This is a genomic window from Streptomyces lasalocidi (genome assembly GCF_005280215.1).
Taxonomy (GTDB): domain Bacteria; phylum Actinomycetota; class Actinomycetes; order Streptomycetales; family Streptomycetaceae; genus Streptomyces; species Streptomyces longwoodensis.
In genome coordinates this window covers 507,973-522,074 of record NZ_SZNQ01000001.1, presented here as the reverse complement: position 1 = coordinate 522,074, position 14,102 = coordinate 507,973, and the positions used below count along the sequence as shown (strand labels likewise).

The following is a 14,102-nucleotide window of genomic DNA, read 5'->3' as shown; positions in this document are numbered from 1 at the left end:
CGTCGCGGGGCCGAACGCCGGGAGCGGCCTGGGAAAGCGGCCCCCGTCCCGGATACCCGACGCCGACGGCCGCATTCGGTCCGGTGCCGCGGCCCGCCGGGGACGCGCACCCGATGCTGTGATCTGCATCTCAGTCGATTGCCCCTGACGTCAATGTCAGAGGTGAGGATGGCGACAGCGCCCGGAATCACCGGGTAGGTCGTACGAGAGGCGGCGCACGATGGGACAGGCGTGGGGTTACGGCAGGCATGGCGGGCCCGAGGTGCAGGAGTTCTTCGATCGTCCCGAACCCGTCCCCGGGCGCGGCGAGGTGCTGATCCGGGTCGACGTGGCCGGTGTGAACCCCCTCGATCACCTCCTGCGCTCAGGTCTGGTCGACGGGCTCGACGGCGGGCGGCCGTTCCCCCGCGTCCTGGGCATGGAGGCAGCCGGAACCGTTCTCGCCCTGGGCGAGGACGTCGACGGGCTCGAGGTGGGTGACGCGGTCTTCGGCTTCGCCCTCACCGGTGGCGGCACCTACGCCGAGACGACGGTGCTGTCCGCGCCCAATACCGCGCGCATCCCGGAGGGCCTGTCCGCGACCGTGGCGGCGACGCTGCCCGTGGCGGGGACGACCGCGGTGGACGTGCTCGACCAGCTCGGCCTCCCGGCCGGCGCCGCGATCCTGGTCAACGGAGTCGGGGGCGGGGTCGGCCTCGCCGTCGCCCGGCTCGCCGTCGGGCGCGAGCTGCGGGTGATCGGCACCGGGAGCACCGCCAAGCGCGAGCACGCCGAGGCCATCGGGGTGCGGTTCATCGACTACACAGCCGAGGACGTCGCCGTTGCGGCACGCGAGCTGGTTCCGGACGGCTTCGACGGGATCGTCGACCTGGCGGGGGGCACCTCGCTGCGGGCCGTCGCTCCGCTGGCCCGGGATCCCCGCAACGTCATCTCCGTGGGTGACATGTCCGTGCCCGATCTCGGCGGGCGTTTCGTCGAGCGTCGTCTCGACCGCGAGAACCTGGAGCGGGCGGCCCGGCTGGCCCTGGACGGGATCCTCGCCCCTGTGATCACCGCGGTCCATCCGCTCTCCGACGCCCCGGCCGCCCTGGCCACCGTCGAGAACGGTCACACCTCCGGCAAGGTCGTCATCAAGGTGGCATGAGACAACCGAGGACTGCGCGCCTGCCCCCGGTTGCCCCGGGCCGTAGGGGCCCTGAAGTCGCTGCGCTCAGCAGGCGTCGAACGCCTTGGCGACGGTCAGGGTGTCCTCGTACAGGTGCATGCGAGCGATCCGGCCGTCCTTGATCGCCAGGTGCATGGCCACCGGTGTGGTGAACCGCTTGCCGGTGGGTACGGCGGTGTGTGTGAAGACCGCCAGCAGTACCACGTCACCACCGTCGACGATGAAGCGCTCCAGTACGACCCTGCTCTGCCCGTGCGCGAAGTGCTGCCACATCGTGCGGAAATACGGCGCGACCTCCTCCCGGCGGGTGCGGCGGCCGGTCCAGCGCAGCGCGCCACTGCCGGGGACGTGCCAGTCGATCTCCTCGGAGAACAGTTCCTGGATGCCGTCGGGGTCCTGCCGGCCGAGGCGCTCCAGGAACTTTTCGACGACGGCCCGCGAGATCTGAGTGTCTGTTGTCATCGTCCTCGTCTTCTGTCTCTTCCCTGATGTAACTGTTTTTGTTACATCGGCGGCTGTGGAATGCGATTCCCTCGGTCGGGGGGAGTGCGGGGTCGAGGTCAGGCGGCTTTCAAGACGTCGCGCAGTACGTCTTCCAGTGTGGTCTTGGCCAACTCCCTGCACAGGGCGGCCTCCACGTCGTCGTACACGGCGGTCATGGCCGGCCCGAGGCCGCGGCCCACGACGCACTCGGGGTCCGGTGTCGCTCGATGCAGGGCGAATACGGGCCCCGCTCCGATCGCTTGATAGACGTCGAGCAGAGTGATCGCCGCCAGGTCGCGTGCGAGCATCCAGCCCGCCCCCGCACCTCGCCGTGAATCGGCGAGGCCGGCCTTGCGCATCTCACCCAGCAGGCGGCGGATCACCACGGGGTTGGTGTTGACGCTCGTCGCGATCTGCTCGGAGGTGGCGACCTCGTGACCACGCCGCTGATACAGCCCGATCCAGGTCAGGGCGTGCGCCGCGATGGTCAGCCTGCTGTTGGCGCTCATGTCGGACTCCACCTCCCGTACCCCTGGGCGCCAATCGTAACAATATTTGTTACGACCGCAACCACATGCGTCGGGTCTTCCGGGGCCGCGTCCGCGCGGACAGGCCGAGGACCACGCAGTGCCCCGGCCATCGCGTTCCAGCGCCGTCACAACGACCCAACCGAGTCGTATCAGCAGGTCCGAAAGGTGTAGCCTCCGGCTCCGCGAGGGGCGACGTCCAGGTCGCGCTGGACGATGCCGAGCCGGGCGCCGAAGCCCGCGCAGGCCTGGCTGAAGCCGGCGTTGCCGTACTCGATCACGAAGACGCGGTCCGCGTAAGCCTTGGCGTAGTCGCCGCACTCGTTGTACTCGCCGCATTCCTCGGCGACGGCGAAGTCGAAGCCGATCTTCTTGCTTTCCGACAGCATGTCGACGGTGTTCTTCTGTCCGACGGCGAGCCCTGCGGAGTGGGCCCGGGTGGCCAGGAGCTTGGCGAAGGCCGCATTGTCCGCCTTGGTCAGGCGCCCGCCCGAACGCTCGTAGGAGTCGAGGTTGTCCGGCTCCACGGCCTGGAAACCGCTCTTGGCGCAGCCGTCCACCCACGCACCGGCGACGTCGGCGAGCCGGGAGCGCTTGTCCGCCGTCGAAGTGTCCAGAAGGGCCTCGTCCCAGTCCTCGTCGATCACCGGACGCTTGTTCCTGTCGCGCAGGATCAGGTCGGGGTGGTTCTTCTGCCACCAGTCGAGCGCGTCGGGCTGCGCCTGGAACGCGTTGACGTAACAGACGTTGTACAGGCCCTTGACGGGCTGGGCGGACCGGTCGCGTGACACGGCGGTCACCCCCTTCGCGGGGGTGTACGGGCCGCCGATCTGATAGTCGAACACCGCATTGGCCGTAGGAGGCACCACCTTCGGTGCGGGAGCGGCTGCGAAGACGTGGGAGAGGGTCACGCCCACTCCCAGGGCAGTGACGGCGCCGACCGCCCCGGCAACGGCGGTGCTCCTGCGGCGGAGGAGAGGTACAGCGGCGTGGTTCGGCACACGTGCTCCCGAGCGACGTTACGGACGGACGGACCCATCCTGGTCCGGGAACCGTGAGGGAATCATGAGGAGGAATCACGGTCGGCGGAACGGCGTCGTGTCCTGGGGCGTCCCGTCCGCCGCTGAGCCGGACCGAGCATGAGCACGAAGACCGAACCGCCGCCGGGCCGCCTGCGCACCGTGATGTCTCCGCCGTGGGCGGCAGCGACGTCCCGCACCAGTGACAGCCCGATGCCGGTGCCGCCGCCGGGGGAGCGGTACCGGACCAGCAGACCGGGCAGGCTCTCCGGATCCAGTCCGGGGCCCCGATCAGCCACCGTCACCGTCGAGCCATGGACGGCGATGTCCACCTGGGCCCGCTCCAGGGGGTCGCCGGGGGTCCGCCCGTGTCGCAGTGCGTTGGCGAGCAGATTGCGCACCGCTGTCCGCACCAAGTCCGGGTCAGCGGTCACCACCGACGGTTCGAGCAGCGGTCTCACCGTGTGCCGGGACGGCGGCAACTCCTCACAGACCTGCTCGACGAGCTGGTCCAGGCGCAGGGGGACCGGACGAGACGTGTGCCCGGCCTGCAGGCGGCCGCGGGTGAGGATGTTGTCGACGACGTCCGTCATCCGGTCCGCGGCCCGCCGCAGGCGCGGCAGGTGCGCGTGCAACCGGTCCGGGTCGGCGTCTGCGAGATCGACTGAGCCCCGCATCACGGCCACCGGCGTGCGCAGTTCATGTGCCGCGTCAGCGAGCAGCCGTTCCTGGGCGTCGAGTGCCTCCGCGGCGGGACGCATACTGCGCCCGGACAGCACGTGCCCCGTCACCGCCGCCGAGAGCACCAGGAGAGCGGAGCCGGACAGTACCGCCACCACCAGCCGGTGGTGTTCGGCGCGCCCCTCGGCGGGGTCCCCGACCACCACCACCGCGCCCGACGTCTTCTGCGCCACATCGTCGTAGAAGGGCACAGCCAGCAGGTACACCGGCTGACCGGCGTGGGTACGGCCTCCCGCACGTACGGTGTCGTCGCGCGCCATCGCGCTGCGTGCCACCCGGTCGATCGCACCCGCCCCGACGTCTGCCGCGGGACCGCGTGAAATGAACACCTGCTTCAGCCCGTTGCGGCGGGACTGGAGCACGATCACCTGGGGACGGCCACTGGTCGCCTCGTCGTCGTACAGACCGTCGAGCTGGATCCCGGCGTCGGTGTAGTACACGAGCGAAGCGGTCACCGCCGCCCGCCGGCGCATCTCCTCGTACTCGGCGGCCTGCCAGGACCGTCCGTCCGTGCGGATCACCAGCCAGGACAGCGCTCCCACTCCGGCCAGCGTGATCAATGTGTACGCCAGGGTGAGCCGCCGCTGCAGACGGCTCAGGCGTCGACGGGCCGGAGACGTCCGTCCGTCCGTCATGACGGATCCGCACGGTCCGTGAGCCGGAAGCCGTGACCGCGGACGGTTCGGATCAAGGCCGGCTCGCCCAGCTTGCGCCGCAGGCCCGCCATGACCGCGTCGACGACGTTGGAGACGGGGTCGGCCATCTCGTCCCAGCAGTGCTCGATCAACGCGGTGCGGGTGACCACCTCGTCCGGGTGCAGCAGGAGGTGGTGCAGGACCGCGTACTCCTTGGGCGTCGGATACAGCAGGACGCCGGCGCGACGCACCTCGCGTCTGACCTCGTCGAGCTCGATGTCGGTGTAGCGCAGCACCACGGGCAGCCGCTCCGGTGCCCGGCGGACGAGACTGCCGACGCGCAGCACGAGTTCCACCATGGCGAATGGTTTTGCCAGGTAATCGTCCGCTCCGGAATGGAAGCCGTCCACACGGTCCGCGACCTCGTTCAAGGCCGTGAGACACAGGACCGGTGTCGTCCAGCCGCGACGGCGGCGCTCCTGGAGCGGCAGCAGCGTGTCGCCGGACGGCACGATGCGGTCGAGCACGACGCAACTGTAGGACACCAGGTCGAGCATGACGTCCGCCTCGGGCCAGTCGGACGCGGTGTCGACGGCGTACCCGGCGTCCCTCAGGCCCGCCGAGATCACATGCCGCAGGTCTTCCTCGTCCTCGACCAGGAGTACGCGCATGGCTCTGATCTCGTCCTTCGCTGGAGAGGGTTGCATGAGAACTGGGCTGACCAGGCACACCGCCCGTCAGGCTGTGAACCACCGGCCGGGGGAGCACACGGCCGGCGGACCACCGACGTGTTCACCGTCCCGCGTCATGGTAAGAGGTCCTGCGCGGGGCACGGCTGCTCACCTGTCCGATCTCCGGGCGGCCCGAGCTGACGGAACATCGGGGCCGGGCGCCCATGGACGCGACGATCCGCCGTACCGACTGCTGGGGGCATGACGCTGGGGGCATGACGTTGTCGACGCCGACGGTCAGCGGATCTCGTTGTCGGGATGCTGCGCGTCGTAGGCCCGGCGGGCATGGGCGATGGTGTCCCGGTGCTCTAGTGACCAGTCGGCCAGTGCCTTGACGAGGTGGGTCAGGCTCGCACCGGTCTCGGTGAGTCGGTAGTCGACCTGGGCGGGCACGGTGGGGTAGACGGTCCGAAGTACCAGCCCGTCGCGTTCCAGCCGGCGGACCGTCAGCGTCAGCATCCGCTGGGAGATTCCGTCGATGGCGCGCTGGAGTTGCCGGAACCGCCGCGCACCGTTCGCCAGCTCGACGATCACGAGGACCGACCACTTGTCGCCCACGCGGTCGAGGACGTCGCGGATCCCGCAGTCGAGGTGGTCCGGCTGCCCGCACGGCTCCAGCTCCGCGGGTTCAACGGTTACCTCCGTGTGCCTCACTGACATGCAACTGCCTCCTTGTGGGCCGACCCCGGCCGGTTCACGATCGCCGTAGTTACTGAAGAGAACCACGGTAGGAGATCGAGCCCCGATGATCATGGTGACCGGCGCGAACGGACAACTCGCCTCCCTCACGCTCCAGGAGTTGGCTGTCCGGAAGGTGCCCGCCCTGGGTGGCAGCCGGACACCCGCCTACGGGCAGCGCCACCTGGACTTCGACGACCCCACCACCCTGGACCTCACCGGCGTCTCGACGCTGGTCCTGGTCTCGGCCGGATATGCCGAGGACGACCGGGTCATCGCCCGCCACCGGGCCCTGCTCGACGCTGCGGTCCGCGACCGCGTCGCGCACGTGATCTACACCAGCCTGACCGGCACCGGGGAGCACCTCGGGTTCGCGCTCGCCCACCGAGCCACTGAGAACCTGGTCAAGGCCAGCGGCCTCGGGTGGACGATCCTGCGCAACGGGCTCTACGCCGAGCTCTTCGGAGCGTTGCTGACGTGGACCCCCGACGGCCTGGAGTCAGCTTTCGGCGATGGCGCTCTCTCCGCGGTGGCTCGGGCGGACCTGGCCGCAGCCGCAGCCATCGTTGCCGGCCACCCGACCGCGCACGTGGCCAAGACCTACGACCTGGTCGGCGACCCGATCACCGCCGGCGACGTCGCCGGACGTCTCGACGTCGCCCACCGAACGATCGGGCTCAGCGAGTACCGCGCCCGACTCCTCGCCGACGACGCCCTGCTGCCGTTCCAGCCGCCCATGCTCGCGTCGATCGCCACCAGCATCCGACATGGATTCCTCAGCACCCATAGCCCTGACCTCGTGAAACTGCTCGACCGACCGCTCACCGACGCGCTGGCCGTTGCGGCGGACACCGCGGGTGCGATGCGTCCCGGCGCACGCTGCCCCGGACCCGTCGGCAGGGCCGTCCCTGTCGACGGGCTGACCCGGTCGAAGGACGTCAGGCGACCTTCCACAGCTGGTTGACCTGTCCGTCGCCGTAGCAGTCCCACAGCTGTACCCGGCCCCCGTTGCCGCCGAGTTGCTGGTACTGCCCGTCCAGGCAGCGGCCGTTGTACTGCGTCCGCAGGCGGTACACGTCGGCCTGGTTGGTGGCGGGCTCGAAGCGCCAGTGCTGGTTCGTCTGGACGGTACCCAGGCACTCCCAGACCTGGGCCCGGGTCCCGTTGCTGCCGATCGTGTTCAAGTCGGCGTCCAGGCAGAGGCCGCTGGCGGAGTTCCGCAGCTCGTAGTAGGCGCCGATCGGGGTGTAGACCCAGTTGACCGTCCACTTCTGGCGGGCCTCGCCCGTGCAGTCCCAGAGCTGGGCACTTGCTCCGCTGAAGGTGCCCATGGCGGTCAGGCAGCGGTTGTTGTAGGTGTTGACGACGCTGACGCCGGCCGTGGGCACGGCCTGTGCGGCGACCGGGTCCGGGGCTCCGGTCGGAGTGGCTCCAGCCGGTGCGGCGCCGAGGAGGGCGGCCGTCAAGGTGAGCGTGCCGGTGATGACGGCCGTACGAGTGCGCGACGTGAACATGCTTGTCCCCCCGATGGGTTCACGGATACGGATGCCGCTGCCGGACGCCGATCAGCGGGGCGGGCGGCGAGGACAAGGCTCGCAGTCCCGTCAGGCCCGGCCCATCCCAGAAATGTGGGGGGATACCGGGCCATCCACATGCTGACGATCAATGCCGCGGTGCTTTGGGATTCTCGTTGCCCCGACTGCGTTCGGCGAAGGGAGCCTGCACGCGGTGGGCCAACTCGCGTCCGGCAGCCTCCAGTCCGGAAGGTGACACCGGCAGGCGGGCCGGGCAGGACGGCGGCTGCGAGCGGATTTCCGGGCGGTCAGGCCGTCAGGCTAACTAGCATTGGCCCATGACTAGTCGACGTCAGCTGATACATCGCGTGCCACTGCCCCTGCTGTTGGCGTCCGCGCTTGCCCTGGCGGCCTGCAGCTCGACGCCCTCTAAGGCCACGGTGGCGGCGCGCGAGTCCGCCAAGTCCGCCTGCGCCTCCCTGCAGCAGCTGACCGACCAACTCGCCCGTCCCCGGCCGTCCAGTCTGACCGACCCCTACTACCGGACCGCCGAGGAGTACCTGTACACGGCGACCAACCGCGCCACCGACGCGGCTCAACAGGACCATGGCTACCAGGAGTTCGCCGATACCCTGCACCGGGCGGCCCAGACCTGGCAGGTCACCTTCACGGTGGACAAGGCCGAGCCGCTGATCCAGCAGGCGCGGAAGGAGAAGTGCTGACGCTCTCGGCGTTGACCTAGTCGGGGGGCGGATCTTCTGGTTGGGCCTGTTCGTCCTGGCTGACCTGCCGTTGCGCCTTCCAGCAGTTCACCACAGATGCAGTGCTGCGCAGAGCGGGTGACCGACCAGTCGTGCCGAGGAAACGTGAGGGGGTGCTGCTTGTGAGGAGGCGGCCGCGTACCTGGTGGTCGCCGACCACGATTCAGATCAGGCGCGTGCAGACGGAGCGGGTGCAGGACTCCCTTGCCACGATGTTGCCGTTCTCGTCCATCATCTCGATGACGACCCGCTGGACCCCGCCGGGGAGGGGAATGGAGAACGACTCGTTGAGGACCTGGTCCGGGCCCCCGGCGTAAGCCCAGGCGCTGCAATAGCCTTGATCCTTCGCGCTGCCGTTGTAGGCGTCGGCGCAGATCGCGCGCTGGCCGCTGGCCGCGTGCACCACGCCGCTGAGGGACGCCGTGTAACCGCCGGTGAAGTGGATCGAGCCCGACGTCTGGCTGTTGCCGTACGTCATGGCGAAGGGCCTGTTCACGTCGCCGGTGGCCGCCTGCGCCGGTGCGGCGGCGAAACCGATCGCAGCGGCAGCCGCGAGGGTGGTCGTCAGGAGCGTCTTGCGCATGTTCGGCACCTTCTTCGTCGGACGAGATTCGGTGGACCATCGTGAGCGACCGGCATCATCGTGCCTCCCGGCGACCGCGGACAAGGGCGCCACACCGGCCACCGGTCACGGTGAGCCCTGCCCGCGCGTAGCCCCGTGGCGTAACCCCCGCGGAAATACCCTCTGTTCACTCGCCTGCACTGGTCGACCTGGCGCCGACGATGACAGCACCGGGCTCGCACCAGCCACTACAAACGCCCCGGAACTCCCCTGACCTGAACTTCAGTCATGGCAAGCACCGTTGGCAGTACTAGGCGCGTTGCTACACCACGGCATCGGCATTCGTGGGGCTCGGCCCGTGGTCAGCCCGTCGGCTCCCTCAGTGATCAAGAGGCGAAGGGGTATCGGGCGCTTATGACGACGTGGTGGAGGCGGATCGGTGCTGCGACGGCTCTGGCAGTGGTGGTGAGCGTCATCACGACGCTCGTGAGCAACCGGTCGTGGGGGTTGGACTTCGCATTTCGATGTCTGCTGTACGCGGTGCTCTATGCGTTCTTAGGATCTGTGGTGGCACGATCTCGACGTCGGGCCGAGGAACGGGATGCGCAACACAAGCGGAAGCTGCAGGAGATGCGGCGCGGCCGACGTTGACGGTGGTCCGTTGCAGGCCATGCGAAAGGTCCCCCTTGTCGCAGCAATAGCTGCTGCCCTCGGTGCAGCGCTCCTCAACGCGGCGCCGGCCCCCGCGTCCGGCTGCGGGGTACGAAGCCACCAGCACCGTGCACCGGCGCTGAGGACCAGGCGCCCGCTACACCTCCCTCGGACTCCTGCGCCCCTGCGACCGGATGGGCGACTTCAAGTCGCGCCGGCACGGCTGTGGCGCCCGCGTGGACCGCACCCAGTCAGGCAACAAGCCCGGAGAACTCGGCCGTCAGTCGCGGGTCAGTCGCCGGCGCGCTGTGACGGGACGCTGATGTGCAGCGCGCAGACGTCGTCGCGGTGTTCGGTCACGGCCAGGGCGGCGTGCAGGGCGGGCAGGCTGTCCGCGTCGGCGGTGCGCAGGAGGGCCTCGGCCGTCGTGGCCAGCTCCTGCAGGCCCGTCCGCAGGTCCTGCCCGGGGCGCTCGATCAGGCCGTCCGTGAAGAACAGCAGCTGGTCGTCGTCCTGGAGTCGCAGCGTGGCCTCGCCGAACACCGGGGTGTCGGTGGCGCCGAGCAGGATGCCCGCCGGGCGCTCGACGGTACGGGCCAGGCCGTCCCGGACCAGCAGGGGCGGCAGGTGGCCCGCCTGGGCCCAGGCGAGGACGCGGTCGGTGGGGCGGTAGCGGGCCACGATCAGGGTGGCCGTGGTGTGCTTGCCGGACGGCGAGTTCAGGTGCATCAGCAGCGCGTTGAGACGGGTGAGCGCGTCCGTGAGGGAGGACCCGGTGACGATCATGCCCTTGGCGGTGAAGCGGAGCTGCGCCATCGTGGCCACCGCGCTGATGCCGTGCCCCATCACGTCACCGATGACGAACAGCGCGTCGCCGTTGGGCAGTTCGATGGCGCTGTACCAGTCGCCGCCCACGCTGATCCCGCGTTCGGCCGGGTGGTACAGGGCGTTGGACCACAGGCCGGCGAGCCGCACCGGACCGGTCGGCAGGGGGAGCAGCGCCTGCTGCAGCCGGGCGGCCACCCGGCGCTCCGCCTGGAGCAGGTCGCGCTGCGCGGAGACCGCGCGTTCGCTGCTGACCAGGGCCAGTTCGGCGTCGCGCAGGCCGGACAGGTCCTGGAAGAAGCCGTGCACCTCCAGCGGTGTGCCGTCCGCGTCGGTCACGGCCTCGGCGACGATCCGCAGGTGACGGACCCCGCCGCTGGTCGTGATGCGGAAGGGCTGGTCGATCGCGGCGCCGTCGCGCAGCAGTCGCTGCGCCGCCGCCGTCAGTTGCGGCAGGTCCTCGGGCAGGACGGACTCGGGCAGGTCCTCCAGCCGCATCGGGCCGAGGGCCTCGTCCCGGTCGAAGATGGTGAACACGTGCGGGGACCAGGTGATGGTGTCGGTCACCAGGTTCCAGTCGGCCCAGCCCAGGTTGCCCAGGCGCTGCACGGCGGCCAGTCGGCGCTCCTGCCGGTCGGCGACGTCGTGGCGGATCCAGGACACCACCAGGTGGTGGCCCAGCCGGGACACCCGCAGCGAGTAGCTGGAGTGGTGCGGGATGCCGGCCACGACCTCCTCGTAGGTGAACGGCCCGCTCGCGAACGGCTTGCCGGTGGCGAGGACCTCCCGGTAGCCCTCCCACAACTCCGTCCCGGCGAAGGTCGGATAGCACTCGAGCACGCGCAGCCCGACCAGCCCGCGCCCCCGGCGGCCCGCGACGTCCACCGACTCGGGCGCCGCCGCCTCGATGCGGAAGTCCTCCAGGGTGCCGTCCGGCCCGTGCAGCGGAGCGAGCAGGATCACCGACCCGGACAGGGCGTCCAGGATCTGCTGCACGCTCTCGACGGACGGGTCGCGGCGCGACGGGGCCGAGTCGAGCGTCGCCATCCGGCCGGCGCACAACTGCACCGCTCCCACGAGCAGTTCGCGCTCCACGGGGGTGAACGGCCGGTCCGTGCCGCGCAGGACGGCGACGACCTCGTCGACCTCGCCCCCTGATTCCACCGGCAGCCAGGCCCGCGCGGGCCAGCGACGTGCGGCGCCGTCGGGCACGTCGTACGCCTCGCGCCCCTCGGGCCCCTCCACCCAGACCGGCTTGTGGCCCCGCCCGGGAGCGCCGGCGGTCCGCCCGCCCACGGCCGGCCCGTCCCAACGGGCCGGTGCGGTCGGCCCGTCCCACCGGGCCGCCTCGACGGCGTCGATCCCGGCGTGGCCGGTCAGCCGCATCCCGTCGTCGCTCGCGGTCCAGACGAGGACGGCCTCGATCCCGGCCCCGCCCCCCAGGTGGTCCAGCAGACAGTGGGCGAGCGCCGGCCGGTCCCGCACCGTCGCCAGCCCCAGGCCCAACCGCCCCAGCAGCAGGGCGGCCTCGCGGGCGGAGCCGGGGGCGGCGGCCGGATCGGCGGGAACCAGGTACTGCTCGGACGCGAACGCCGACCCACCGCTCACCGGCTGCGTACGCCGCCGCCTGCGACCGCGCCGGCCCCGCAGCGGGCGGATGGCCCCCAGGGTCAGCCAGCACTCCTCGACGAGGGTGCGGTCGGCGGTGACGGACCGGTCGAGGAGGAGGTCGTAGGCCTCCTCCGCGGAACAGCCCTCCTGCACCATCACGGCGCCCTTGGCGCGCTCCAGCACCGGCAGCAGCGCGGCGACCCGTTGCAGGTCGACGATCTCGGCCCGCTGGCGGGCCACCACCTTGGCCAGGGCGGGGGACTCGGACCCCGCCTGCGACCGGAGCGGCTCTTCCCGTGGCGTCACGCCTAGAGCATGGCACAGCGAAAGGCGCGGGTCAGCAGGATGTGGACGGGGGAGGGGAGCACCGTGTAAAGGGACATCCGCACGTCCGCGCGCCGGTGCGCCCCGGGGCCGGACCTGCGCGGACCCGGGGATGATCAACGAAGGCCGACGGTGATCGAAGACGATCACCCACGGTCGGGGACCGCTCACAACGGTGCACGACTGGGGAACCCCGCACACCCCTCCTACGCTCGAAGGGTCGGCGACGAACCGCCGCCGGGAACGCCAAGGAGCGTGTCATGACGAACACGACCGACCCCGAAGAGGCCGACCGCGCGCTGAAGGCCCGGCACCGCGCGATGTGGGCCCAGGGCGACTACCCCACCGTGGCCGCCGAGCTCATCCCGGAGCTGGGCGGTGTCCTGGTCGAGGCCTGTGGTGTGCGTCCCGGTGACCGGGTCCTCGACGTGGCCGCCGGCACCGGCAACGTCGCCGTACCGGCCGCGCTGGCCGGCGCCGACGTGGTCGCCTGCGACCTCACCCCCGAGCTGCTGGAGACCGGGCGGGCCCTGGCCGAGCGGCTCGGCGCACGGGTGCGCTGGCAGGAGGCCGACGCCGAGGCCCTGCCCTTCGACGACGCGACGTTCGACACCGTGCTGTCCTGCGTCGGGGTCATGTTCGCCCCGCACCACCAGCGGGCGGCCGACGAACTCGTCCGGGTCTGCCGCCCCGGCGGCACCGTCGGCCTGCTGAGCTGGACGCCCGAGGGCTTCCTCGGCCGGATGCTCGCCACCATGAAGCCCTACGCGCCCCCGCCCCCGCCGGGCGCCCAGCCGCCCCCGCTGTGGGGGGACCCGCAGCACGTAGGGGAGCTGCTCGGGGACCGGGTCACCGCTGTCAGGGCCGAGCGGCGCACGGTCGTGGTGGACCGGTTCGCGACCCCCGAGGAGTTCCGCGGCTACTTCAAGGAGCGCTACGGCCCCACCATCGCGGTCTACCGGTCCCTCGCCGACGACCCCGCACGCGTCGCCGCGCTCGACCGTGACCTGGCGGACCTGGCCCGCGGCCACGGACTGGGGGCGGAGGACGGCCGTACCGCGATGGAGTGGGAGTACCTCCTGTTCACCGCCCGCAGGGCGGAATGAACCGTGCGGCGGCAGCCGGGCGGCGAAAATGCCTGGCGCGGCCGGGGGAGGAGGACGAAGACTCTCCCCATGGCGGACATGGGGGCGTTTCGCGAGGCGGTCACCGCATGGGCGGCCACCGGCTCCGGGGACCGGGGTGACCGGGCGCGGGACCTGGCCGCGCGGCTGCCCGTCCGGTCGGCCGTCCTGCTCGAAGGGCTGAGCGACGCCGCCGCCGTCGACGCGCTCGCGGCGCGCCGCGGCCGGGACCTGGCCGGCGAGGGCGTCTGCGTCCTGCCCATGGGCGGCGCGACGAACGTCGGCCGCTTCGCCCGCCTGCTCGGTCCGGCGGGCCTCGGCCTGCGCCTCACCGGCCTGTGCGACGCGGGGGAGCGCCGGTACTACGACCGTGCCCTGGAGCACGCCGGGCAGACGGGCGGCGGCGTCTTCGTGTGCGCCGCGGACCTGGAGGACGAACTGATCCGCGCCCTCGGCGTGCCCCGGGTGTGCGCCCTCGTCCGGGCCCAGGGCGAGGAACGCCCCCTGCAGACCTTCCTGCACCAGCCCGCCCAGCAGGGCCGCCCCGCCCCGGAGCAGCTGCGGCGCTTCCTGGGCACGAAGTCGGGCCGCAAGATCCACTACGGCCGGGTCCTGGTCGAGGCCCTGGACCCGGACCGCACGCCCGCCCCGCTCGACCACCTCCTCGCCCACGTCTGACGGCGGCCCGGTCAGGGTCGCGCGCCGGCGCCCTCGGACGCGTTACCCTCCGTGAGACCCGTCCTCCCGGACC

General features: G+C 71.2%; 14 protein-coding genes. 5 read left to right on the top strand and 9 right to left on the bottom strand.

All coding sequences use genetic code 11. The features are described from left to right. Positions 1-220: 220 nt before the first annotated feature. Positions 221-1,144 (top strand): NADP-dependent oxidoreductase, encoded by a 924-nt coding sequence (locus E4U91_RS02080; RefSeq protein WP_137304929.1) that lies wholly within the window; start codon positions 221-223, stop codon positions 1,142-1,144. Between the two features lie 66 nt (positions 1,145-1,210). Here E4U91_RS02080 and E4U91_RS02075 read toward each other — a convergent pair whose 3' ends face one another. The 6 genes from E4U91_RS02075 to E4U91_RS02050 all read right to left on the bottom strand — a co-directional run bounded on the left by E4U91_RS02075 (position 1,211) and on the right by E4U91_RS02050 (position 5,961). Beyond that, positions 1,211-1,627 (bottom strand): nuclear transport factor 2 family protein, encoded by a 417-nt coding sequence (locus E4U91_RS02075; RefSeq protein WP_137304928.1) that lies wholly within the window; start codon positions 1,625-1,627, stop codon positions 1,211-1,213. 98 nt (positions 1,628-1,725) lie between these two features. Further along, on the bottom strand, positions 1,726-2,157 hold the full coding sequence (locus E4U91_RS02070; RefSeq protein ID WP_137304927.1) for an Rrf2 family transcriptional regulator: 432 nt from the start codon (positions 2,155-2,157) through the stop codon (positions 1,726-1,728). 170 nt (positions 2,158-2,327) lie between these two features. Then, complete coding sequence (locus E4U91_RS02065; RefSeq protein ID WP_137304926.1) at positions 2,328-3,176, bottom strand: endo alpha-1,4 polygalactosaminidase; 849 nt, start codon at positions 3,174-3,176, stop codon at positions 2,328-2,330. A gap of 62 nt (positions 3,177-3,238) precedes the next feature. Further along, positions 3,239-4,570 (bottom strand): sensor histidine kinase, encoded by a 1,332-nt coding sequence (locus tag E4U91_RS02060; RefSeq protein WP_137304925.1) that lies wholly within the window; start codon positions 4,568-4,570, stop codon positions 3,239-3,241. Continuing rightward, the gene (locus E4U91_RS02055) at positions 4,567-5,241 is read right to left on the bottom strand and encodes a response regulator transcription factor (protein WP_137304924.1); all 675 of its coding nucleotides are present in this window, start codon (positions 5,239-5,241) and stop codon (positions 4,567-4,569) included. Before E4U91_RS02055 ends, E4U91_RS02060 begins: the two co-directional genes overlap by 4 nt. A gap of 297 nt (positions 5,242-5,538) precedes the next feature. Continuing rightward, positions 5,539-5,961 carry a winged helix-turn-helix transcriptional regulator gene (locus E4U91_RS02050; RefSeq protein WP_137304923.1) on the bottom strand — a complete coding sequence of 141 codons (423 nt, stop codon included), beginning with the start codon at positions 5,959-5,961 and terminating at the stop codon, positions 5,539-5,541. Positions 5,962-6,046: 85 nt separating this feature from the next. On the opposite strand from E4U91_RS02050, the gene E4U91_RS02045 reads away from it, so the two are divergent. Continuing rightward, entirely contained in the window at positions 6,047-6,943 is an 897-nt protein-coding gene (locus tag E4U91_RS02045) for an NAD(P)H-binding protein (protein WP_241678476.1), read from the top strand. On the opposite strand, the gene E4U91_RS02040 is transcribed toward E4U91_RS02045, so the two are convergent. Next, entirely contained in the window at positions 6,918-7,493 is a 576-nt protein-coding gene (locus E4U91_RS02040; RefSeq protein ID WP_137304922.1) for an RICIN domain-containing protein, read from the bottom strand. The genes E4U91_RS02045 and E4U91_RS02040 overlap by 26 nt on opposite strands. A gap of 338 nt (positions 7,494-7,831) precedes the next feature. Between E4U91_RS02040 and E4U91_RS02035 the strand changes: the two genes are divergently transcribed. Beyond that, positions 7,832-8,215 (top strand): hypothetical protein, encoded by a 384-nt coding sequence (locus E4U91_RS02035; RefSeq protein ID WP_137304921.1) that lies wholly within the window; start codon positions 7,832-7,834, stop codon positions 8,213-8,215. Positions 8,216-8,417: 202 nt separating this feature from the next. Here E4U91_RS02035 and E4U91_RS02030 read toward each other — a convergent pair whose 3' ends face one another. Together E4U91_RS02030 and E4U91_RS02025 are read right to left on the bottom strand one after the other, a co-directional pair. Beyond that, complete coding sequence (locus E4U91_RS02030; RefSeq protein WP_137304920.1) at positions 8,418-8,837, bottom strand: hypothetical protein; 420 nt, start codon at positions 8,835-8,837, stop codon at positions 8,418-8,420. Positions 8,838-9,758: 921 nt separating this feature from the next. Next, positions 9,759-12,209, bottom strand: coding sequence for a SpoIIE family protein phosphatase (locus E4U91_RS02025; protein WP_241678475.1), 2,451 nt, complete (start codon positions 12,207-12,209; stop codon positions 9,759-9,761). A gap of 278 nt (positions 12,210-12,487) precedes the next feature. Here E4U91_RS02025 and E4U91_RS02020 point away from each other — a divergent pair, with 278 nt between their 5' ends. Then, on the top strand, positions 12,488-13,333 hold the full coding sequence (locus E4U91_RS02020) for a class I SAM-dependent methyltransferase (RefSeq protein ID WP_137304919.1): 846 nt from the start codon (positions 12,488-12,490) through the stop codon (positions 13,331-13,333). A 69-nt stretch (positions 13,334-13,402) separates the two neighbouring features. Then, a complete protein-coding gene (locus tag E4U91_RS02015) occupies positions 13,403-14,029 on the top strand; it encodes a TOPRIM nucleotidyl transferase/hydrolase domain-containing protein (RefSeq protein ID WP_137304918.1) in 627 nt (208 codons plus the stop codon). Positions 14,030-14,102: the final 73 nt, after the last annotated feature.